Origin of the sequence: Bradyrhizobium cosmicum, from assembly GCF_032290525.1 — a bacterium.
GTDB lineage: Bacteria > Pseudomonadota > Alphaproteobacteria > Rhizobiales > Xanthobacteraceae > Bradyrhizobium > Bradyrhizobium cosmicum_A.
In genome coordinates this window covers 166,731-188,002 of record NZ_JASXTA010000005.1, presented here as the reverse complement: position 1 = coordinate 188,002, position 21,272 = coordinate 166,731, and the positions used below count along the sequence as shown (strand labels likewise).

Annotated in this window: 23 protein-coding genes and 3 pseudogenes; 11 read left to right on the top strand and 15 right to left on the bottom strand. The window is 63.3% G+C overall.

Features of this window, described 5'->3' with window-relative positions; translation table 11 throughout:
• The first annotated feature begins 40 nt into the window (after positions 1 to 40).
• The 5 genes and pseudogenes from QSV46_RS11505 to QSV46_RS11485 form a co-directional block, all read left to right on the top strand.
• The gene (locus tag QSV46_RS11505; RefSeq protein WP_314950382.1) at positions 41 to 1,510 is read left to right on the top strand and encodes a DUF1254 domain-containing protein; all 1,470 of its coding nucleotides are present in this window, start codon (positions 41 to 43) and stop codon (positions 1,508 to 1,510) included.
• Between the two features lie 70 nt (positions 1,511 to 1,580).
• Positions 1,581 to 3,024 (top strand): annotated as a pseudogene (locus tag QSV46_RS11500) (DUF1254 domain-containing protein).
• Between the two features lie 227 nt (positions 3,025 to 3,251).
• Positions 3,252 to 3,524 carry a DUF2721 domain-containing protein gene (locus QSV46_RS11495; protein ID WP_314950379.1) on the top strand — a complete coding sequence of 91 codons (273 nt, stop codon included), beginning with the start codon at positions 3,252 to 3,254 and terminating at the stop codon, positions 3,522 to 3,524.
• Between the two features lie 101 nt (positions 3,525 to 3,625).
• Positions 3,626 to 3,772, top strand: coding sequence for a hypothetical protein (locus QSV46_RS11490; RefSeq protein WP_314950378.1), 147 nt, complete (start codon positions 3,626 to 3,628; stop codon positions 3,770 to 3,772).
• Between the two features lie 167 nt (positions 3,773 to 3,939).
• Positions 3,940 to 4,476 (top strand): annotated as a pseudogene (locus tag QSV46_RS11485) (transporter); the annotation flags it as partial.
• A 69-nt stretch (positions 4,477 to 4,545) separates the two neighbouring features.
• Here QSV46_RS11485 and QSV46_RS11480 read toward each other — a convergent pair.
• Positions 4,546 to 5,250, bottom strand: coding sequence for a GrlR family regulatory protein (locus QSV46_RS11480; protein ID WP_314950375.1), 705 nt, complete (start codon positions 5,248 to 5,250; stop codon positions 4,546 to 4,548).
• 601 nt (positions 5,251 to 5,851) lie between these two features.
• Between QSV46_RS11480 and QSV46_RS11475 the strand changes: the two genes are divergently transcribed.
• Complete coding sequence (locus QSV46_RS11475; RefSeq protein ID WP_314950373.1) at positions 5,852 to 6,082, top strand: hypothetical protein; 231 nt, start codon at positions 5,852 to 5,854, stop codon at positions 6,080 to 6,082.
• On the opposite strand, the gene QSV46_RS11470 is transcribed toward QSV46_RS11475, so the two are convergent.
• The 4 genes from QSV46_RS11470 to QSV46_RS11455 form a co-directional block, all read right to left on the bottom strand.
• Complete coding sequence (locus tag QSV46_RS11470; protein WP_314950371.1) at positions 6,083 to 6,901, bottom strand: tetratricopeptide repeat protein; 819 nt, start codon at positions 6,899 to 6,901, stop codon at positions 6,083 to 6,085.
• Between the two features lie 32 nt (positions 6,902 to 6,933).
• Positions 6,934 to 7,617, bottom strand: a complete 684-nt coding sequence (locus QSV46_RS11465) for a substrate-binding domain-containing protein (protein WP_314950369.1) — start codon at positions 7,615 to 7,617, stop codon at positions 6,934 to 6,936.
• 18 nt (positions 7,618 to 7,635) lie between these two features.
• A complete protein-coding gene (locus QSV46_RS11460; protein ID WP_314950366.1) occupies positions 7,636 to 8,337 on the bottom strand; it encodes a GrlR family regulatory protein in 702 nt (233 codons plus the stop codon).
• A gap of 195 nt (positions 8,338 to 8,532) precedes the next feature.
• Complete coding sequence (locus tag QSV46_RS11455) at positions 8,533 to 9,567, bottom strand: glutamine synthetase beta-grasp domain-containing protein (RefSeq protein ID WP_314950363.1); 1,035 nt, start codon at positions 9,565 to 9,567, stop codon at positions 8,533 to 8,535.
• A gap of 540 nt (positions 9,568 to 10,107) precedes the next feature.
• On the opposite strand from QSV46_RS11455, the gene QSV46_RS11450 reads away from it, so the two are divergent.
• Positions 10,108 to 10,311, top strand: coding sequence for a DUF2735 domain-containing protein (locus QSV46_RS11450; RefSeq protein ID WP_314950361.1), 204 nt, complete (start codon positions 10,108 to 10,110; stop codon positions 10,309 to 10,311).
• Between the two features lie 112 nt (positions 10,312 to 10,423).
• On the opposite strand, the gene QSV46_RS11445 is transcribed toward QSV46_RS11450, so the two are convergent.
• Entirely contained in the window at positions 10,424 to 10,735 is a 312-nt protein-coding gene (locus QSV46_RS11445; protein ID WP_314950359.1) for an MliC family protein, read from the bottom strand.
• A 71-nt stretch (positions 10,736 to 10,806) separates the two neighbouring features.
• Here QSV46_RS11445 and QSV46_RS11440 point away from each other — a divergent pair, with 71 nt between their 5' ends.
• Positions 10,807 to 11,550, top strand: a complete 744-nt coding sequence (locus QSV46_RS11440; RefSeq protein ID WP_314950357.1) for a tyrosine-protein phosphatase — start codon at positions 10,807 to 10,809, stop codon at positions 11,548 to 11,550.
• Here QSV46_RS11440 and QSV46_RS11435 read toward each other — a convergent pair.
• Positions 11,540 to 12,283, bottom strand: coding sequence for an SGNH/GDSL hydrolase family protein (locus tag QSV46_RS11435; protein ID WP_314950356.1), 744 nt, complete (start codon positions 12,281 to 12,283; stop codon positions 11,540 to 11,542). The two genes, QSV46_RS11440 and QSV46_RS11435, sit on opposite strands and share 11 nt — an antisense overlap.
• A gap of 114 nt (positions 12,284 to 12,397) precedes the next feature.
• Here QSV46_RS11435 and QSV46_RS11430 point away from each other — a divergent pair, with 114 nt between their 5' ends.
• Positions 12,398 to 13,078 (top strand): SDR family oxidoreductase, encoded by a 681-nt coding sequence (locus tag QSV46_RS11430; RefSeq protein ID WP_314950353.1) that lies wholly within the window; start codon positions 12,398 to 12,400, stop codon positions 13,076 to 13,078.
• On the opposite strand, the gene QSV46_RS11425 is transcribed toward QSV46_RS11430, so the two are convergent.
• On the bottom strand, positions 13,079 to 13,426 hold the full coding sequence (locus QSV46_RS11425) for a GrlR family regulatory protein (protein ID WP_314950351.1): 348 nt from the start codon (positions 13,424 to 13,426) through the stop codon (positions 13,079 to 13,081).
• 125 nt (positions 13,427 to 13,551) lie between these two features.
• On the opposite strand from QSV46_RS11425, the gene QSV46_RS11420 reads away from it, so the two are divergent.
• Both QSV46_RS11420 and QSV46_RS11415 read left to right on the top strand, forming a co-directional pair.
• Positions 13,552 to 14,238 carry a DUF2161 domain-containing phosphodiesterase gene (locus tag QSV46_RS11420; RefSeq protein ID WP_314950348.1) on the top strand — a complete coding sequence of 229 codons (687 nt, stop codon included), beginning with the start codon at positions 13,552 to 13,554 and terminating at the stop codon, positions 14,236 to 14,238.
• Positions 14,239 to 14,333: 95 nt separating this feature from the next.
• Positions 14,334 to 14,639, top strand: coding sequence for a hypothetical protein (locus QSV46_RS11415; RefSeq protein WP_271602968.1), 306 nt, complete (start codon positions 14,334 to 14,336; stop codon positions 14,637 to 14,639).
• 78 nt (positions 14,640 to 14,717) lie between these two features.
• Here the strand turns inward: QSV46_RS11415 and QSV46_RS11410 are convergent, their stop codons facing one another.
• The 7 genes and pseudogenes from QSV46_RS11410 to QSV46_RS11380 all read right to left on the bottom strand — a co-directional run bounded on the left by QSV46_RS11410 (position 14,718) and on the right by QSV46_RS11380 (position 21,226).
• Positions 14,718 to 15,329, bottom strand: a complete 612-nt coding sequence (locus QSV46_RS11410; protein WP_314950343.1) for a GNAT family N-acetyltransferase — start codon at positions 15,327 to 15,329, stop codon at positions 14,718 to 14,720.
• Between the two features lie 151 nt (positions 15,330 to 15,480).
• Positions 15,481 to 15,879, bottom strand: a complete 399-nt coding sequence (locus QSV46_RS11405) for a PaaI family thioesterase (protein ID WP_314950341.1) — start codon at positions 15,877 to 15,879, stop codon at positions 15,481 to 15,483.
• A 141-nt stretch (positions 15,880 to 16,020) separates the two neighbouring features.
• Positions 16,021 to 17,223, bottom strand: a complete 1,203-nt coding sequence (kynU, locus tag QSV46_RS11400; protein ID WP_314950339.1) for a kynureninase — start codon at positions 17,221 to 17,223, stop codon at positions 16,021 to 16,023.
• Positions 17,224 to 17,231: 8 nt separating this feature from the next.
• Positions 17,232 to 18,073 (bottom strand): annotated as a pseudogene (gene kynA / locus QSV46_RS11395) (tryptophan 2,3-dioxygenase).
• Between the two features lie 34 nt (positions 18,074 to 18,107).
• Complete coding sequence (locus tag QSV46_RS11390) at positions 18,108 to 18,917, bottom strand: alpha/beta hydrolase (RefSeq protein ID WP_314950338.1); 810 nt, start codon at positions 18,915 to 18,917, stop codon at positions 18,108 to 18,110.
• A 255-nt stretch (positions 18,918 to 19,172) separates the two neighbouring features.
• Positions 19,173 to 20,450: an ArgE/DapE family deacylase gene (locus QSV46_RS11385; RefSeq protein ID WP_314950336.1), complete on the bottom strand. Its 1,278-nt coding sequence runs from the start codon at positions 20,448 to 20,450 to the stop codon at positions 19,173 to 19,175.
• 50 nt (positions 20,451 to 20,500) lie between these two features.
• On the bottom strand, positions 20,501 to 21,226 hold the full coding sequence (locus QSV46_RS11380; protein WP_314950333.1) for a pyridoxamine 5'-phosphate oxidase family protein: 726 nt from the start codon (positions 21,224 to 21,226) through the stop codon (positions 20,501 to 20,503).
• Positions 21,227 to 21,272 lie beyond the last annotated feature (46 nt).

Below are 21,272 nucleotides of genomic sequence, written 5' to 3'. Positions count from 1 at the left end.
CGCCAGGGTGCTCAGTGGCAATGTAGAAGGAGTGTTCGACATGTTCCGACGAATTCTGCAGCTGACCTTATGTCTATATCTCGGTGTTGCGGCCGCACCCGCGGCACTTGCCCAAGGCGGGGCACCGAAAATCACCGAGGAGGAGGCGCACGCGATCGCCGTGGACGCCTATGTCTACTTCTACCCCCTCCTGACGATGGACATTACGCGAAAGCAGGCCACCAACGTTGAGCCGGGCAAAGACTCGTTCAAGGGCCCGATGAACACCTTCGTCAACGTGCCCGAATACCCGCCGGCGAGTTACAAGGGCGTGGTGCGGACCAACTTTGATACGCTTTATTCAGTTTCATGGCTGGACATGACCAAGGAGCCGGTCGTGATCTCGGTGCCGGATACCAATGGACGCTATTACCTCCTGCCAATGCTGGATATGTGGTCGAACGTGTTTGCCTCACCGGGCTGGCGCACGACGGGTACCAAGGCGGGGACTTTCCTGGTCACGTCACCCGGCTGGCGGCCCGATCTGCGCGACAGGTTTGCCGAGGAGTTCAAGCTGCCGAAGGACACCGTGCGCATTGACGCGCCGACCCCTTATGTCTGGATCATCGGCCGCACCAAGACGGACGGCCCAGCGGACTATGATGCGGTCCACAAGATCCAGGCCGGCTACAAAGTCGCTCTGCTTTCCGAGTTCGGCAAAACGCCAAATCCGTTAGAGGTCAAGATCGATCCCAGCGTCGACATGAAGACGGCGCCGAAGCTACAGGTCGATACGATGTCGGCCGGAGTCTACTTCGCGCAAGCGGCCGAGTTGCTCAAGCTTCACCCGCCGCACATCACCGATCAGCCGATCATCGCGCAGATGAAGAAAATCGGGATTGAGCCGAGCAAGAGTTTTGAAATCAGCAAGCTCGATCCGGTCGTGCAGCGGGCACTGGAGACTGCGCCGCAGGCCGGGCAGAAGCTGATGACGTGGAAGGTGCCGACGCTGGCGCGCGTTGTAAATGGCTGGTCAATGAACACCGACACGATGGGTGTTTACGGCAACTACTATTTGAAGCGGGCCATTGTCGCGCAGTTGGGGCTTGGCGCCAATCTGCCGGAGGATGCCGTCTATCCGCTCAATCTCGCCGACGACACCGGCAGGCCGCTTGACGGCGCCAACAAGTACACCATCACCTTCGAGAAGGGCGCGGTGCCACCGGTCAATGCGTTCTGGTCGATTACCCTTTACGACTCGGAGGGATTCCAGGTGGGCAACGTGTTGAACCGCTTCGCCGTCAGCAGCTGGATGCCATTCAAGACCAACGCCGACGGGTCGCTCGATCTCTATTTTCAGAACGAGAGTCCAGGCAAGGACAAGGAAGCCAACTGGCTTCCGGCGCCGAAGGGAGCTTTCAATCTGACCATGCGGCTTTACAGCCCGAAAGCCGACGCCCTGACCGGAAAATGGAATCCGCCGCCGGTCGTGAAGGCACAGACCGGAACGGTGGGCCTGTCGGTCCAGTGAAATTGATTTGAGCGCCGGCGCTTCGGCGCCGCCGTGTGTGCATGTAGCGTCCCAGATGAGGATCGGCATCATGTTGACAAAACGCGATCTACTTCGTTCCGCAGCACTGACTGCACTGACGGTTACGACAATGACGCCAATTCCGGCGAGCGCGCAGGCCAAGGTGGAATGGCCTGACATCCGCGAGGCCAAGAACATCGCCGAGGAAGGCTTCATCTACGGCCTGCCCATCGTGATGAACTATGCGGTCATGTACGAGTACGCGGTCGACAAGAACTCGGGACAATTCAAGGCGCCGTTCAACCAGATCAAGAACGAAGCGCGCGTCTTTACCTACAAGGACACGTCGGTCGTCACCAAACAGCGACACGCCCTACTCATTCCTCTGGATGGATTTACGGGCAGAGCCGATCGTGCTGTCTGTGCCTCCGGTGGAGACGGGCCGCTACTATTCGGTGCAACTCGAAGACGGTAACACCTTCAACTACGGCTACATCGGCACCCGCACGACCGGCAGCCAGCCGGGCGACTACATGGTCGTCGGCCCCGACTGGAAAGGCGCCACTCCGCCCGGCATCAAGAAGGTGTTTCAGTCCACAACGCAGTTCTCCGTGGCGGGCTACCGCACTCAGCTGTTTGGAGCGGACGACATGCTCAATGTCGAAAAGGTCCAGGCTGGCTACAAGGTGCAGCCGCTTTCAACGTATTTGAATCAGCCAGCGACGGTCGCCACGGTCGCGATGAACTTCCCCAAGATCGACAAGGAGATGGTGAAGACGAATTTCTTCGAATATCTCGACTTTGCGCTGCAATTCGCGCCGGCCGGGCCTGAGGAGACGGAAATTCGCGCCAAGCTCGCGCGTATCGGCGTCGGTGCCGGCAAGACGTTCAATTTCAAGGACCTCCCCCTGACGCACAAGCTCGAGATCGGGCTTGGCATGAAGGAGGGCGAAGCCAAGGTCGAGAAATACGTTGAGGATCAACAAAAACATGTCAACGGCTGGAAGGTTGGCTCGCTGTTCGGCGATCGTGCATTTTTCAACGGCAATTGGCTGCTTCGCGCCGCCGGCGCAAAGGCTGGAATCTACGGCAATGACGCTGCAGAGGCGACATATCCAATGACGAAGACCCTCGCCAATGGTGAGGCGCTCGACGGCAGCAAGAACAATTACACGATCACCTTTGCCGCCGGGCAATTCCCGCCGGTCAACGCGTTCTGGTCGGTGACCATGTACGACGGCAAGACCCAGCTGCTGGTCGAAAACCCGATCAACCGCCATCTGATCAATTCGCCGATGCTGCCGAACATGAAGAAGAACGCCGACGGCTCCATGACGCTATATATCCAGAAAAAGTCGCCGGGCGCCGACAAAGAGTCCAACTGGCTGCCGGCGCCGAACGGCGACATTTACCTCGTCATGCGCCTGTACTCGCCCAAGACCGAAGCTCCCTCGATTCTGCCCCCGGGCGAAGGCACCTGGAAGCCGCCGGCGATCGTGGCGGTGGCGAACTAACGATCACGCCGGCCGCCGTCATCGCACGGTGATGGCGGCCGACCTTCCCGCGATCACACCCCGAGCGCGGAGCCAATGGATACACCCTCCGTCAGTCGGCTGTCGCAAGTCATTTCGCAGGCAGCGGCTCCCGCCTTCCTGCTCGGCGCGCTTGCCGCTTTCATCGCCGTGCTGATATCCCGGCTCAACAGAATCATCGATCGATCTTCCTGAACGCGATCCCCGAGATGGATACGACGAGGAACCGGCTTAAGGCCGACGTTCCGCGTCTCACTCGACGTGCAGCCATGTTGAACCGGGCAATCTACTGGGCGGTGGTCGGGAGTATCGCTATCAGTATCCTCATCATCGTCGCGTTCACGACTGCGCTCCTTAGATTTCAGCATGAGCACGGAGTTGCCATCCTCTTCATTGTTGCCCTCGGCGCCTTCACGACGGCGCTGGTTGATTTCGCCCGCGAGGTGAGGATTGCGCTCAGTGAGCACGATCATCACGGTTGAGCCCGTTGCATTCAGATCGTTGTTGAAGCGGAGGTGAATTCAATGAACGGCTGCAACAAGCGTGAGGGCCATCGCCTGGCGGGAGCCAGCTCAGGCTCGGCATGCCCGGCACCGGCACCGTGTTTGCGGACAACGCCGGCGTCATCGGCCTGATCATGTCGCTCCTGGTCTGGGTCAGTTCGTATGCCGCATACCACCATCAGCAACCACCGATGCTGTTTTGCAATCGGGCGATTCCAGACTACTGATGCCGTTTTGCGACGACGACTTCAGGTAGTATGTGCGCAACCGAGGCTCCTCACCTCGCCTGTGGTTGCAATGTGATCTCAGCCATTTGGGCAGACAAATGACACGCGACACATCCAACGGAAATCTCGGCGTTGGCTCGTCCACTCAAGTCTCAGCGTGGCGCTGCTTCATGACCTACGTGACGGGCGACATTCCCATCGGGGCATACGTTCCAAACCGCCTCGCCAATCTCGGCATCGGCCATGGCGCCATCGATGGCGGCGGCGGCTACACCTACTTCAGTCCGCAAGCGGGGCACGAGTTTTCGGCCGTCGCCGGATTTATCTACAATTTCAATAACAACGACACGCAATATCAGAACGGCACTGATTTTCACGTCGATTGGGGCGCTTTCCAGTTTCTCTCGAAGCAGGTCTTTGTCGGCCTGGTGGGATATGCCTATCAGCAGATCACAGACGATTCCGGACAGCACCCGCTCCTGGGTGGTTTCCGGTCACGCGTCCTCGGCGTAGGTCCGCAGATCGGATTTCTGTTTCCGGTCGGGGACGTGCAGGGTTACCTGAATCTGAAGGGATACGGCGAATTCGCTGCCGCAAACCGCCCGGCGGGTTGGAATACCTGGCTGACGTTTTCGATTTCGCCAATGGCGCCCCCCAGCACGGTAACGCCGACGCGGCGCTCTCCGCATTGTGTCACTTGCTGACTTTGCCGGAGGCGACGCATGAGGCCTGCTTCACGCAAGCAACGGACATCTGCACTCTGAGCAAGCGCCTCAAGCCCGCCGCATCAGCTTGAGCGAAGCCGCCAGCCGCAAACTGCGCTTGCCTGCGAGCGCGATGCCTTCGAGTTCGCCACTCTCGGCCGTGCAGGTGCCGGAGAAGCCGATCCCGACCTCGCAGCCGCCAAAGACCGGGTTTTCGCCCTTCGCCGGCGTATGCTCCTGGTTCAGCATCTCGCCCTTCCAGCGGCCGTTCGCCGACGAGTAGGCACCGAGATAGTAGAAGAACGCATCGCCGCCGAGGATGCGGCCGTCCATCAGCAGCATGACGCCGGAGAGGCCGGCCTCGACGCCGTCGAGCGCGCGGAGGTGGATGGAGTACAGGCCGTTGACGATGCCGCCGGGACCGACCGCGCCGCGCGGCGGCAGCGCCTTGTCGTCGAGTGGCGCAAGGTTCGCCCAGAACACGCTGCCCGGCACCGGATCGGCCTTGCCCTCGAACAGGATCGTCGACCCCTCCGTCCTGCCGCGCACCTTGATCGCGGCGACATCGGTGCCCATCAGCGGCTTATAGTTGGGATCGTCGTTGTGGCGCTCGGTGATGACATTGGCTTCGATCGCTCCGTCCCTGACCTCATAGGTCCCGAGATGCGCGAAGGCGGAATTGCCGCCCAGCAGCTTGCCATTGTGCATGCACATGATGCTGCGGCCGAAGGCGCCATTGATGCCGTATTCAACCTTGTAGAGTCCGTCCAGCAACGCAATTGACCCGCAAAGATAAGAAAGAATCGCGGGCTACCTAGCACCCTCGCGGTGCCAAGGCCACCCGGCTTTTCCGCGCAGGGGCTGCTCGTGGAGCCACTCGCCGCAGGATGCCATCATGCCCCTGTTTTGCCCGACGAGGCAAGATGTTTTCGCAAAATCCGCAATCGGCGATCTCGGCCGGCAAGTGAATTCGGCGACCAAGCGATTTCAACGACTTGGCTACTGTGCATGGGGTTGTTTTCGCGGTTTTTGTTTTGGCCGGTTCCGGATGGCCCTCCTCAAGCGTCAGTGACGCTGCACCTCATGTCGTGCTTCTCGGCGGGCTTGGGCGGCTTCGAACCCGCCTGCGCCAAGGCGCGACAAAGCGGCATGGATACGCCGCAGCCATCGGGCAGAGACGAGCTCAGCGCCATCATCGCCAGCGCCGCGAGCAGCCGCTGCTGGACGCCGCGTACGAGCTCTGGCCCAGCGCTACCGTCTTGACACGATCGAGGGCCGTCCGACCGCCGAAGAGGTCAGCATCAATCGCGCGCTCAAGCCGGAGCAGTCCGGCGCGAAATATCGCTACGAGCGCGACCATGCCCATGAAGGGTCGATGTTCGGCTATCTGAAGCGCGCCCATCCCCACGCCGAGGATCAAGCGATCCGGCAGGCCATCATCACCGCCGTCAAATTCGAAGACGCCTACAACAAGCATTTCGACTGGAACGGCGACTTCTGGGATTGCGTGGTGCGCGCCGTGGCGCAGGCCGCGCGAAAATATCCGGGCTATCTCGATACGACCTATCGGGACGCCCGTAACGATCTCGCCTACTACATGAAGTGATCAGAAGCACAGCGTGGTGACGAGCTTGCCCTGCTTGTCCTTGATCGCATAGGGACAGCGTATCCGCTCCAGCGCCTTCTTCGCATCCTCGTCGCCGAGCGCGGCGGCGCGCTCGTAATAGGCCTTCGCCGCGTCCTTGTCCTTCGGCCCGCCGCGGCCGTCCTGCGCGAAGGCCCCCATGCGCTCCAGCGCGCCGGCATGGTTTTGCGCGGCGGCCTTCTCGAACAGGGCGCGCGCCGCGACATCGTCCTTCTCGCCGCCATTGCCGTTGGAAAGCATCAGGCCGAGCTGGTACTGCGCTTCCGCATTGGTCTCGGCGGCCCTGCCCAGCAAGGCTCTCGCCTGCGCGGGATCGGCGGGCGCGCCGCCTGTGCCGCCGAGCGCCGCAAGATTGCTGACGCCGCGGGGGTTGCCCGATTGCGCCGCCTTCTCGAACAGTTTTCGCGCCTGCGCTTCATCCTTCGCAATGCCGGAGCCGGTGCCGTAGGCGACGCCGAGCTCGACCATCGCCGCGCTCGATCCCTTGTCGGCCGCCTTGCGCCAGGCGGCGATCGCCTCGCCTGTCTGCCGGTTGGCCGCATAGGCGCGGCCGAGCGCGAACATCGCCCGCCGCGACGAGCTTGCTGCCTGCTTGCAGAACTTGATCGCGGTCGCGACGTCGGAGGCCGCGATCTCGCTCACGCCCCTCACGTCAGCCGGCTTGTCCGGATCGCTGGGATCGGCGGCCACCCGGTCGCACAGCACGAGGTCGGCCGATTGCGCATGCGCCGATGGCGGCGCGGCAAGCGCGAGGATGATGACAAGGAGACAGATCCGCATGGCCATTACGTTGCGTCCCCGCGCCGGCAATTTCAAGGCTCGAGTCCCGATTGGCGCAGCACCGGGACGGCCTCGGACGAAGCCAGATAGCGCAGCAGCCGGTCCGCCGCTTCGGCGTGTTTGGCGTGGGCCATCCGGCCGGCGGAGAACACGGCCGGCATCTGCAACTCGTGCGGGATCGGGCCGACGATCTCGATGCCCTCGACCTGCTTCAGTTCGCTGATCTGCTGCACGGCCAGATCCGCCTCGCCGCTCAGGAGCCGCTCCGCCGTAAACCCCTGTTCGACGATGACGGCCTTGGCGTTGATCTCCGCGGCGATGTCTATCCGCACGATCAGCTGGGCGAAGTAGACCCCGCTCGCGCCGAGCCGCGAATAGGCGACGGATCGCGCCGCCAGCAGCGTTTTGCGCAGCGCGGATTCATTGCCGATATCGGGATGCGCCTGCCCTGCCCGCACGGCGATGCCGACGAAGGACCGCGCGAGATCGGCCGCGCCGCCCGCGACCACGCGGCCCTCGCCGATCATCTCGTCGAGCCCTTCACGGGTGAGGATCACGAGATCGGCGGCCTCGCCGTCGCGCAGGCGTTTCAGCAGCGCCAAGGTCGGCGCGAAGTCGGCATCGACATGGATGCCTGTCGAAGCCTCGAAGGCGGAGGACAGGCTGGGCATCGCGCCCATCAGGCCGAGCGTCGAGAGCATGCGAATTTTTTCCATGAGCAATTCCTGTCGCGATCAGGCGGGATGCATCAGCTTGAGCGCGGCGGTCAGGCGCAGGCTGCGCTTGCCGGCCAGTGCGGTCGCCTCCAGCACCGCCTCCTCGCGGTCATAGGTGCCGGAGAACCCGATGCCGACCTCGTGGCCGCCGAAGATCGGATCGTGCTTGGCCGGCGTGTGCTCCTGGTTGAGGATCAGGCCCTTCCAGCGCCCGTTCGCGGCGGTGTAGCTGCCGAGATAGTAGAACGAGGCATCGCCGCCGAGGATGCGGCCCCGGTTCAGTAGCATCACGCCGGTGAGACCGCCGTCGAGGCCGTCGAGCATGCGCAGGTGGATCGAATAGAGCCCGTCGGCGATGCCAGCCTCGCCGACGCCGCCGGCGATCGGCACCTCATCCTCGGTGATCGGCGTCATCAGCGACTGGAAGGGAACGCCGGGCAGCTCCTTGAGCTCGCCCTTGAAGCGATAGAGATCGCCTTCAGCCCAGCCTTTCGCAAGCAGCGTCGCATCGTCGGTGCCGGCCATGGCCCGGTAGTTCGGATCGGGGTTGTGGCGGACGGTCTTGATGACGATGTCGACGCCGCTGTCCGTCTTCTCATAGCTGCCGATATGGGCGAACGCCGAATTGCCGCCGAGCATCTTGCCATTGCCGGCATGCATCACGCTCCGGCCGACGCTGCCGCCGAGCTGAAATCTCGTCTTGTAGAAGCCTTCAAACACCAGCCGTCCCGGGCTTACGCACATCCATGCGCAGTCTATCCCGCTTTCGGCCGCGAAGGACAATTTTCGCGCAATCGGGGCCCGTGGATCCTGGAGATGGCCGTCATGAAGATGCAAAAAATCCGCCGGAGCTTTTCAGCTCCGGCGGATTGAGAGCCAACCCGGGCCAGCCCCCCAGCCCGGGCGGGGAGGATCTCAGGCGACTGCCTTCTGTTCGGTCGGCACGGATGCGATCGTCTTCAGGATCTGCGAGGCGATCTGGTATGGGTCGCCCTGCGAGTTTGGACGGCGGTCTTCCAGATAGCCCTTGTAGCCGTTGTTGACGAAGGAGTGCGGAACGCGGATCGAAGCACCGCGGTCAGCAACGCCGTAGCTGAACTTGTTCCACGGCGCGGTCTCGTGCTTGCCGGTCAGACGCTTGTCGTTGTCCGGGCCGTAGACGGCGATGTGGTCCATCAGGTTCTTGTCGAAGGCGGCCATCAGCGCCTCGAAGTACTCCTTGCCGCCGACGGTGCGCATGTACTCGGTGGAGAAGTTGGCATGCATGCCCGAGCCGTTCCAGTCGGTGTCGCCGAGCGGCTTGCAGTGGAATTCGATGTCGATGCCGTACTTCTCGGTCAGACGCAGCATCAGGTAGCGGGCCATCCACATTTCGTCAGCGGCCTTCTTGGAGCCCTTGCCGAAGATCTGGAATTCCCACTGGCCCTTGGCGACTTCCGCGTTGATGCCTTCATGGTTGATGCCGGCCGCCAGGCAGAGGTCGAGATGCTCCTCGACGATCTTGCGAGCGACGTCGCCGACGTTGGAGAAGCCGACGCCGGTGTAGTACGGACCCTGAGGCGCCGGATACCCCGAGGCCGGGAAGCCGAGCGGACGGCCGTCCTTGTAGAAGAAGTATTCCTGCTCGAAGCCGAACCAGGCGCCGGAATCGTCGAGGATGGTGGCGCGCTTGTTGGAGGCGTGCGGGGTCTTGCCGTCGGGCATCATGACTTCGCACATCACGAGCACGCCGTTGGTGCGGGCGGCATCCGGGAACACCGCGACCGGCTTCAGCACGCAATCCGAGCTGTGGCCCTCGGCCTGCTGGGTGGAGGAGCCATCGAAGCCCCAGAGCGGGAGCTGCTCGAGCGTCGGGAACGACGCGAATTCCTTGATCTGTGTTTTGCCGCGCAAGTTCGGAGTCGGCGTATATCCGTCGAGCCAGATGTACTCGAGCTTATACTTGGTCATTGAGCCTCTCTGTAGATGATGCGAAAGGCGGGGGCCCGCAGGGCCCCTGCACGTTTGTACCCGGCCATCATCGGCCGGCGCTTTACAAGCATTTTACATGCCAAAAGGCCGCAGCAGGGAAGCTGTCCGTCCCCAAGCCGGGGGCACGACGCTGCCGAGGAATTGTCTGCAGCCGCGTGCGTCATAGACGCGCACCTTCGCGTGAAGCTGCACCGCAAAAAACCCGCGAAAAACGCCTGATTCTAGGGCAGCCAAGTGGTTGCGGAGGTTGCCGATGAATCGCGCATCAACGTCCGGCAATTTTCGTAAAGCGCCCCGCCCCTGCTTGGCAACCTTTGGAATGGCCCACGCGTTAGTCACTGACGCAGTGCCCTAGGGGGTGCAGACGGTCTCCTGCCTACGAATTGGGCGGCAACTGATTTCCTTTTCAGCACTTTCCAATCCAGGGGGCGGGGCCGATATGGGGATTCCGGTAACCACAATCGAACGAGTCGGGCGCACCATGGAGGCCAAGGCGCTTCGACTGAGGAGCAAATCGAAATGATGAACAATGGTCTGAGCCACGGATCAGCAACGATCTACCAATTCCCTGTCGGGGGCCGCGCAGCTCTCGCCGGACGCCGTCATGGCGACGCCCGCCTTCCCGCCGATCATGCCTCGCTTCCCGCGAACGCCTCGATCTGCAGCGATAGCTGGTACCATCAGGACGCCGTCGACGAAGCAAAGCCCAAATGGGAACGATGATGCCCTTTCGCCGGTTTGATACCGCCGCGCTCGCTGGAGCGACCGGCAGTTTGAAGAAGGGTCGAAACAACGAGGTTTCGGCCCTTTTTGATTCTGGCGGGAATGCCGTCGTTCAGATCACCGCGCAGTCCGTCACCGGCCGCTTCAGATGCTTGACCGTGGCGGCCCCGCTCTTGGGAATCTTCAGCGTGATCCCCGCCCCCGAATAACGCGCGCCCGAGACCGTCAGCCGCTTCGCGAGAGTCACAGGTTCGCCGTCGATCTGAAGGAAGGCGCGCTTGTCCTCGTCATAAAACCCCACGATGAACTGCGTACCATCGGCGCAGCGGTAGGTCCGGAACGTCTGCGCCTCGGCCTGCTGCATACTGACAATTCCACCCGACAGCATGGTGATCCCCCAAAGAATGGCCTTGTGCCGGTCCATGATCGCCCCCTGTATAGACCTCAAGGACACCCGTCGTGCGTCCAAGGAAAACATAACCCCAAGCTGATCTCATGTCAGATTCCCCTGTCCGCCACCTCGCCCTGCAAGGCGCCAGCAATTTCCGCGACCTCGGCGGCTATCCGACGTCGGACGGCCGCATCACACGCTGGCGGCACATCTTCCGCTCCAACCATCTCGGCCAGCTCACCGCCGCCGACGTCGAGATCGTCCGGCGGCTGGGCGTGCGAAGCGCGTTCGATTTTCGCGGCGTCGAGGAGCGCGCGGCCGGCGTCTGCGTGGTGACCGAGATCGCCGTGCACTCGCTGCCGATCGAGCCGACGGTGGTCGCCGCGCTGCGCGCCGAGCTCGCCAAGGGCGCGCTGACTGCGCCGGTCGCGATCGAGCTCATGCGCGAGTCCTACCGCAACTATGTCCGTCACAACACGCACAGCTTTCGCGCGCTGTTCGGCCATCTGCTGGAAGATCGCGCGCCGCTCGTGATCCACTGCACCGCCGGCAAGGACCGCACCGGCTTTGCCAGCGCGCTGATCCTGCATGCGCTCGGCGTGGCCGATGAAATCATCGCCGAGGACTATCTGCTGACCAACCAGCACTACAGGCGCGACGCAACGGCCGCCACCGACCTGCCCGACGACGTACGCAATGCCATCGGCAGCGTCGAGGCCTCTTACCTTGCGGCTGCGTTCGAAGCCGTCGGCAGCGAATATGGCGACCTCGAAGCCTATTTGCGCGACGGCCTCAAGCTCGGCGCGGCCGAGCGGACCGCGCTCAAGGAGCGCTATCTCACGTCGTAATCAGGCACGGGCATCTTTGTGTTGCACCGGTCGCCGTCAGGATCGCCGAGCGCAGAGCTCGCGTGACTTGCATGGTGCTCCAGTCACTCTGGTGCAGCTTCAACTCGTCGTCCGGAGCGAGCAGTTGCTCCAACGACGCGTTGTTGTGCTGGTTCCAATGCCGCATCAGCGCCCAGCGCTGGAACAAATTGACCTTGGCGCCTTGCGCCGCGGTCCGGATCGCCGAGACCATCTTCTCCGAGAGCTCGGCATTGTCGCCGAGCATGGCCGTCACGTATTGCGGGTCGATGAGAATGACATCCGTGGTGGGATGATCGCGCAGGAGCGCCAATCCCTCGGCGATCTTGGCCACCACCTCATCGAAGTCGAATTCGTTGCTGCGAAACACGGCGTTGGTTCCGACCTGCCAGAGCACCAGCGAAGGATTGTCGGCAAAGATGTCGTCGTTGAACCGAGCCACTTCTTGCGGTGCCTCTTCGCCGCCCTTGCCACGGTTGAGCACGTCGATCCGGATGTCCCGATGAAGATCGTCATCCTTGTAGTGCTTTCTCAAATACAGCTCGAGCCGCGCGGGATATGCAACGACGTTGCCAAGTCCGGCCGTCGAGGATGACCCCATCGCCACGATGCGCACGGGCCCCCTTCCGCCCAATGCCTTCCTGAAGTTCGCCAGCGGGTACTGCAAGTCAACGATCGCAGCAGGAAACTCGAGGGTCGGCAAATTGTCGGTCATGAAACAATCTCCTCGATCTAAGGTTGCATCCATAGCCCAATTTGGAACCGACCGCCATTGCAAGTCCAATTTGAGCGGAGCAATAGTCGGCGCCAGTGAACGACGGAGAGTCTCGTGCAGGGAAAAGTCATTGTCGTGACCGGCGCAGTCGGCGCGCTGGGCAAGGTGGTCGCCGAGACCGCGCTGGCGCGCGGTGCGCGCGTTGCAGGCATCGACCATGCGCCGTCGCAGATCCCCGCAACGCCCGAGCGTATCGAGATCGGCGGCATCGACCTCTCCGATGCGGCGCAGGCGACGACGGCGGTCGAGACGGCGGCGAAGCATTTCGGCCGGCTCGATGCGCTGATCAACATCGCCGGCGGCTTCGCGTTCGAGACGGTCGCCGACGGCGACATCAAGACATGGCAGCGCATGCACGCCTTGAACGTGCTGACCGGGCTCAACACCTCGCGCGCGGCGCTGCCGCACCTCGCCGCGTCGAAAGCTGGCCGCATCGTCAATATCGGCGCCATGGCCGCGCTTCAGGCTGGCTCCGGCATGGGCCCCTATGCCGCGTCGAAAGCCGGCGTGCATCGCCTCACCGAGGCGCTGGCCAGCGAGTGGAAAGGCAAGGTCACGGTGAACGCGGTGCTACCCTCGATCATCGACACCAAGGCCAACCGCGCCGACATGCCAAAAGCGGATTTTTCCGAATGGGTCACGCCGCAGGAACTCGCCGAAGTGATCTTGTTCCTCGCCAGCGATGCCGCCAGCGGCGTCACGGGCGCGCTGATCCCGGTTGGCGGGCGGGTATAGTCAATCCGGCACCAGCAGCCGCAGATTGCCTTTGAAGCGGATGCTCTGCTTGCCGGCGAGCGCGATGCCCTCGCCATACGCGGTTTCGTCGTCGTAGGTGCCGCTGAAGCCGATGGTCACGACCTTGCGACCCCATACCGGGCGCTCGTCGAATGAGGGCGAGTGCTCCTCATTGGTCAGCTCGCCCTTCCACTTGCCGCCGGCGGAGGTGTAGCTGCCATAGGCGAAGAAGAATGAATCTCCGCCCCGCATGGTGCCGTCGCGCAGCACCATCACGCCCTGATTGCCGCCCTGGACGGCATCCAGCATCTCGATGCGGATGTGATAGAGCCCGTTCCTGATCGTCATCTTCGTGGAGCGCCGACTGTCCGGTGGCAAGATAACCGCACCATCGGTTCCCGATCAATTGGTGCAGAGTCTCAAATCCGAACCCGGCTAAACTGCCCGCAACTGATTCTCCGATCGGACATTCCTTGGAAACCGCGCTTTACCTGCCCGTCAAACGTTTCCTCGAAGAGCTCGGCTTCTCCGTGAAGGGCGAGATTGGCGGCTGCGATCTCGTTGGCCTCAGCGCCGGCGATCCGCCGGTCGTCGTGATCGGGGAGCTCAAACTCGCCTTCAATCTCGAGCTGATCCTCCAGGCGGTCGACCGCGCGCCCGCCGGCGACGAGGTCTGGATCGCGGCAAAGATGTCGATCCGCGGCAAGGGACGCGAGAGCGATGCGCGCTATCGCAACCTCTGCCGCCGCCTCGGCTTCGGCATGCTCGGGGTCACCGACCGCGGCCAGGTCGAGGTGCTGGTGAAGCCGCCGACGGCCGCGCCGCGCCGCGAGCCGAAGGTCCGCTCGCGCCTGGTCGCCGAGCATCAGCGCCGCCAAGGCGATCCCGTGCTCGGCGGCAGCACGCGCGCGCCGATCATGACGGCCTATCGCCAGCAGGCGCTGGCTTGCGCCTCGGCGCTCGCGGCAGGCCCGCAGCGCGTGAGCGAATTGCGCGAGCGCTGCCCCGACGCCGGCAAGATCTTGCTTAACAATGTGTATGGCTGGTTCCAACGCGCCGACCGGGGAATCTACGGGCTCACCGATGCCGGTCATGCCGCGCTGAAGCGCTGGCCGCAGCAGCAGGTTGCTGGCGATGCCGGTGTCACGTCACCGCCATGACACCCGACCGGTGCATAGCTGTGATGCCACACGGATTTCATATTGCAATGCAACATCTCCAGCACTAGGTATCCCGGCATCGAAACGAGGCCGTTATGAGCGCAGACTGGAATACCAAATATGGCACGCGGCGCGTGCGCCACGATCCTCCGACCTTGGACGAGGCGATCTTCGCCGCCGTCGGCATCACCGACGACCAGGAGCAGCAGGCCGAGATTGCTGCAGCTCTGATGGGCATGCCGCTCGAAACCGTCCAGGCCGAGGTGAAGAAGCAAGCCCGCACCAACAGCCGCATCACCGCCACGCGCGTGATCGCCGGCGAACAGGGTGCGCAGCGCTCGGTGGTGGTCGAACGTCGCGTCGTGCGCCGCTTCGGCAACGACAAGCGCACCGGTACCTGAGCGCCTAATTCCTTGTCCCAATACAAAAGCGGACCGGTTTTGCCGGTCCGCTTTTTTGATTCCGGTCCGCGTCTCTATTCAGGCGGCGCGATTGCCGTACATCGCGGAGATCAGCTTCCAGCAGGTCGAGTTGAAGCTGAGAAGTGCGCGGCTGGCCGTGAATGGCGAGGCCGCGAGATCGGCAAGCTCGGCCTCCGGCGTCTTGGCGAGATCGATCGTGCCGGTCGATTCGCCGTGGCGGAACTGCAGATGCGCGCCGAACTTCCTGGCGAGCGCCCGCATCGCGTGATTCTCGGCGCCCGTGGTGATGCGCAGGCGCTTGTAGCCCTTCCAGCGGGCTTCCGCGATCAGCCGACTGAACAAGATCGTGCCGACGTTCTGGCGGCGCGCGGAGGCTTCCACGCTGAAGGCCACCTCGGGCAGCGAATCGTCCTCGGGCGGATGCAGCTCGGCCGCACCGCGGACCACGCCGTCGACGATATAGGCGACGATCACGGTGCCGTCCTCGGCGCAGCGCGCGGCGTACCGCTCGATGAAGCTGTCGTCGAGAAAGCCATTGAAACGGTCATGCCGGCTTTCGGCATCGAGCCTGAGCAGGTGATCGCGCAGAAGCGGCAATTCTTCCTGCTGGCTCAGGGTCCGCACATAGCCCGGAACGGACGTTGCGCGAGTCGTCTCTTCAAGTACCACGTCAAAACTCCTCTTGGTGTCCCTCGAGGAGGCGTTCGAATCCCTAGGCTTCCAATATTGTGCGTCGCAACAAATTTTTCAAGACGGAACCTGCCCAAGTTTCGGGCAGCGGGATCGACTAATTCGTTAACAAAATCAAAGGCCCGTAGTCTTACAGGACGAGCTGCGTCTGGGTCACCAATGCGACCAGCTTGCCGTCCTCGGTTTCCAGCCGGGTGCTCCACACCTGGGTCCGCCGGCCCCTGTGGATCGGCGTGGCGGTCGCGATGACCGTGGTTCCCTCCTTGGCGCCGCCGATGAAGTTGGTCTTGCTCTCTAGGGTCGTCGTGCCCTTGGCATCCTCAGGCAGGTTGATCACGGTCGCCGCCGCGCCAACGGAATCGGCCAGCGCCATCACCGCGCCGCCATGGATGGTGTGGTGGAGCGTGCAGAGGTCGGGCCGCACCGTCATCCTCGCCACCACGCGATCCTTCCCGGCCTCGACGAACTCGACGCCCTTGAGCTCGGCGAACGGCATCTTCATCGCTTTAAGTTTCTCGAGCGGTGTCATCGGATCTCCTCCCAATTCATTGTTATCTCAGCGTGAATGGCTTCGCACGGCAAAGCAATGACGTCCGAGGTAATTACCGTGCCGACATCGGCGCCCGCATTTGCGCATGCTTCGCCTTGCCCGCAACGATGCCCGGGGTGCTCACGTCACCGCATTCACGATCTGATATCCCGGCTGTCGCCACACCTCTCCCGCAATCACCGCTTCGATGATCTCCGCCGCCCGAACGATCTCGCTTTCACCGATATACAGCGGCGTGATCCCGAACCTCATGATGTCGGGTGCGCGGAAATCACCGATGACGCCGCGGGCGATCAGCGCCTGCATCGCGGCGTAGCCGCCATCGAAGGCGAAGGAGACTTGCGAGCCGCGACGCTCATGCGCGCGTGGCGTCACCAGCTTCAAAGACGGGCAGCGGCGCTCGACCTCCGCAATCAGGAGGTCGCCGAGCGCCAGCGAGCGCGCGCGGACCTCGGCGATATCGACCCGGTCCCAGATGTCGAGCGAAGCCTCCAGCGCCGCCATTGCGAGCACCGGCGGCGTGCCGACGCGCATGCGTTCAACGCCGCCAGCAGCCGCATAGCCAAGCTCGAACGCAAAGGGCTTTGCATGGCCCATCCACCCCGACAACGCGGCGTGCGCCCTGTCCGCATGGCGCGGCGCGACGTAGAGAAAGGCCGGCGCGCCGGGGCCGGCATTGATGTATTTGTAGGTGCACCCGGCGGCGAAATCCGCACCGCAGGCGGCGAGATCGACCGGCAATGCGCCCGCCGAATGTGCGAGATCCCACACCGTGACGATGCCGAGCGCATGCGCCTTCGCGGTCAGCCTCGCCATGTCGTGGCGGCGGCCGGTTCGGTAATCGACTTCGGTGATGTAGAGGACAGCGACCTCCTCCGACAATGCGGCCTCGATCTTCTCCGGCGCGACCAGGCGCAGTTGATGGCCGCGCCCGAGCGTCGCGATCAGGCCTTCGGCCATATAGAGATCGGTTGGGAAATTGCCGGTGTCTGACAGCACCACCTTGCGCGAGGCGTTCATGTCGAGCGCGGCCGCAAGCGCCTGATAGACCTTGAGCGACAGCGTATCGCCCACCATCACGGAGCCGGCTTCCGCGCCGATCAATCGCGCGATGCGATCGCCCACGCGACGCGGCTGGACATACCAGCCGGCGCTGTTCCAGGCGCGGATCAGCTCGTTACCCCATTCGGCGGTGATGACGCGGCTGACGCGCTCGGCAACACCCAGCGGCAGCGCGCCGAGCGAATTGCCGTCGAGATAGATCACGCCGTCAGGCAGGTGGAACAGAGCCTTGGTGTCGTCGTAGACGCGAAACCCGGTCATGGACATCTCTAAAGAATGGTGCGGACGCGCCAGAGCTCGGGAAACAGCTCGATCTCCAGCATGCGCTTGAGGTAGCTGACACCGCCGGTGCCGCCGGTGCCGCGCTTGAAGCCGATGACCCGCTCAACCGTCGTCACATGGTTGAAGCGCCAGCGGCGGAAATAGTCCTCGAAATCGACCATCTTCTCGGCGAGCTCGTAGAGCATCCAGTGCGTCTCCGGCGCCTCGTAGACGATACGCCAGGCCTGCAGCACGCCCTCGTTGAAGCTGTGGGGCTCGCGGACGTCGCGTGCCAGCACGGCAGCCGGCATCTTGAGCCCGTTGCGGTCCGCAAGCCGGAGCACCTCGTCGTAGAGGAGCTTGGCGTCGCGAGCTCTGCTTCGAGCAGCTCGGTCGTCTCCACATCGTGCGCGTGCGGCTTGAGCATGGCGCGGTTGCGGTTGCCGAGCAGGAATTCGATCAGCCGGTATTGACGCGACTGGAAGCCCGAGGATTGGCCGAGTTGCGAGCGGAAGCGCGTGTATTCGCTCGGCGTCATCGTGCGCAGCACGTCCCAGGCGCTATTCAACTGCTCGAAGATGCGCGACATCCGCGCCAGCATCTTCATCGCGGGCTGCACCTCGTCTTTGGCAATGGCGCGGCGGGCGGCGCTGAGCTCGTGGATCGCAAGCCGCATCCACAGCTCAGTGGTCTGATGCTGGATGATGAACAGCATCTCGTCGTGCGCTTCCGAGAGCGGATGCTGCGCGCCGAGGATCGCATCCAAGGCCAGATAGTCGCCGTAAGACATGCGCCGGGCAAAATCGGTCTGGGCGCCCTCTTTGGTGGGATCGTAATCGCTGGACGTCATGGCTTGCCCTTTCGATCGATCATCCCTCGCCTCGTCAGTCGAGGCCGATCAGGCGCGCGGTGATCGGCGACGACGGATCCTTCAGTCCGTCGATCACGGTGAAATGGTTCAGTCCGGGATCGACGACGAGGCGCGTCGGCACATCGAAGCCGGTCCAGACATTGGCCATCAGGTCGGACTGGCGGATGAATTCGGGCCGCTCGCTGCCGCCGACCCAGGCGGTCACAGGCGAATGCCCGCGCGGCAGATGGAGCGCCGCGCTTTCGAGCGCGGCCTCTTCCATGGTCATGCGCAACGTCTCGTTCATCTTCGTCTTCAGCAGCGGACGCAGATCGTGCAGGCCGCTGATCGACAGCGTGCCGGTGATACGATCGTAGACGGAGGGCTCGAGCCGGCTGTCGTCGCACAGCATGCGCGTGACGAGATGGCCGCCGGCCGAATGCCCGGCGAGCCGGATCGGGCCCGAGACGAGCGAGGCCGCCTTGGCGGTCGCGGCGGCAATTTCAGCGGTAATGTCGGAGATGTACGCGGCGGGCGCCAGGGTGTAGCTCGGCAGCGCCACCGTCCAGCCGTGATGCCGCGCGCCTTCGGCGAGATCCGTCCAGGTTGATTTGTCGAAGCGCATCCAGTAGCCGCCGTGCACGAACACGACGAGGCCCTTGCTGTCGCCGTTGGGCAGGACCAGGTCGAGACGCTGGCGCTCACCGGGGCCATAGGCGATGTCGGCACGAAAATCTTTCAGCCCAACCCGATAGGCCGCCGCCCGCTCCGCCCACTGCGCCGGCATCTTGTCCGAGCCCGGGATATGGGCGGAATTGGCGTAAGCATCATCCCAATCGCGCATCGTGACTTCCTCGGCGGACTCAAGGCATTGCGAACGAGCACCAGTCTGCCACCGGTAAGGCCGGCATCCTAGTCCTTCTTTTAAGCTTAAAGTATTCGGGAGAGCCGGTGGATTGGGCAACAGGCGCCGCTGGCAACGAAACCCGCCCGCATTGCGAGCGCAGCAAAGCAATCCAGAGTCTTTCCACGGCGGCAGCCTGGATTGCTTCGTCGCAAGGGCTCCTCGCAATGACGGCGGAAAGAGCAACGCCCGTGGTTACGCCTTCTCCACTCCGGACCAATCCGCGATGAACAGCGCCATCGCCTTGGTCGTCTTCTTCAGCGAGTCCAGCTCGACGAACTCGTTGAAGCCGTGCATCTCGCCGCCGCTGGCGCCGAAGCACAGGCTCGGGATGCCGTAGTTGAGGCCATAGAAGCGTGTGTCGGTGAGCGCGGTGAATACGAGGTCCTCGACCGCGCCGCCATAGACCTTGTCGAAGGCCTTTGCGAACGCCGCCTCCTGCGCGGCGGAACCCGTCAGCTCATAGCCTTCCGACAGGAAGCCCGACCATTCGATCTCCGGCGGGTTGTTGGCGAGGAAGCGGTGGTTGCGCGCGGCCGCGGCAATGCAGGCCGCAATCTCTTTCTGGTGATCGGCGACCGACCAGCCTGGCAGCACCGCAATCCGGCAGTCGACATCGCACCAGGCCGGCACGCTGGAGGCCCAGTCGCCGCCCTTGATGATGCCGGGATTGAAGTTGATGGGATGGTTCAGCGTCTTGAAGTGGCGATCGGCCTTCGCGCGCTCGTTCCACTCGATCTCGAGCTTCTGGACCGCCTGGATCAGATGATAGGCCGCCATGATGGCGTTGGCGCCGGAGCCCGCGAAGGCAACGTGGGTCGGATGCCCCTTCACGCGGAGGCGGAACCAGATCACGCCGACCTGCGAGCGCACCATCTTGCCGCCGGTCGGCTCCGGAATGAAGCAGGCATCCGCCCGGTAGCCGCGCTGCAGCGTCGAAAGCGCGCCGACACCGGTGCTCTCCTCCTCGATCACGGACTGGAAGTGGATCCGCGCCGTCGGCTTGAGGCCTGCGGCCTTGATCGCATCCAGCGCATAGAGTGCGCCGATGGTGCCCGATTTCATGTCGCAGGCGCCGCGGCCGAACATCTTGCCGTCCTTGATGACGGGCGAGAACGGCGGCGTGTCCCACAATTCCAGCGGGCCGGCGGGCACGACGTCGCAGTGGCCCTGAAGGATCAGCGATTTGCCCGTCTCGGTCTTGGGACGGTACGTACCGACCACCGAGCGCGCCTTCGAAAAATCATGCTCGATCGGCCCGAAGCCGCGCAGGTCCTTCAGATCATCGACGTTGATGTGCCAGTCGTCGACCTCATAGCCCCGCGCGCGCAGGAGGTCCCCGATCATGTCCTGGCAGGGCCCCTCCGCCCCGCGGGTCGAAGGAATCGCGACGAAATCACGTGTGGTCGCAAGCTGGGCCTCGAAGCCGGCATCGACGGCGTCAAGAATCCTCTGCTGCGTTTGCGCATTCATCAGGCTGCTCCAGGCGTTCAACAATCGAACAGCGCGCAAGCTAGCCGATTTCAACCGTTCGGGTACTCTGCAAAATAGGCATCCCGCAATGCATCTTCGAGCAGCCGGCCTTCCGAATAGCCATCGAGCGTCGCAGGCCGGGTGACGCCGTCGAGCAGGCGCGGGCACGGCTCCGGTGCGCCGAGCACGGTGCGCACCGGAATGCGCTCGGCATAGATCGGCAATTCGTAGTCCTCGTCGTCGTCGGCCACACCCTTGGCGCGGATTTTTGCGGAGGCCTCCTCGATCTCCATCGCGATGAAGGACGTTGCCTTGATCTCCTGCGTGTTGCTCGCCCGCAGGCTCGCGGTGCGATCCGGGAAGAAGCGGTCGACCATCGCGATCGCGGCGCGCTCCTTCTCCTCGGGATCGGTGACGAGATAGGCCGTGCCGAACGCCATCACGGCGCGGTAGTCGGCGGAGTGGTTGAAGCCGCAGCGCGCCAAAACGAGGCTGTCGAGATGGGCGACCGTCAGGCAGACGCGCTCGCCCCTGGTCTGGTTGCGCAGCATGCGGCTGGCGCTGCTCCCGTGCCAGTACAGCTTGGTTCCTTCCCGCCAGAAGAAGGTCGGCGTGCAATAGGGTTGGCCGTCGATGACGTAGGAGACGTGGCAGAGCATCGAGGAATCCAGGATGCGGTGAACGGTCGCGTGATCGTAGAAGCCTCGGTCGTGACGGCGCTTCACCTGGTTGCGCGCTGATGTCGGATAGGAATTCTGGCTCTCGGTCTGGCTCACGGCCGCTCCTGTCGAGGATTGGAACAATTCCAGAGCCGTTGTAGCG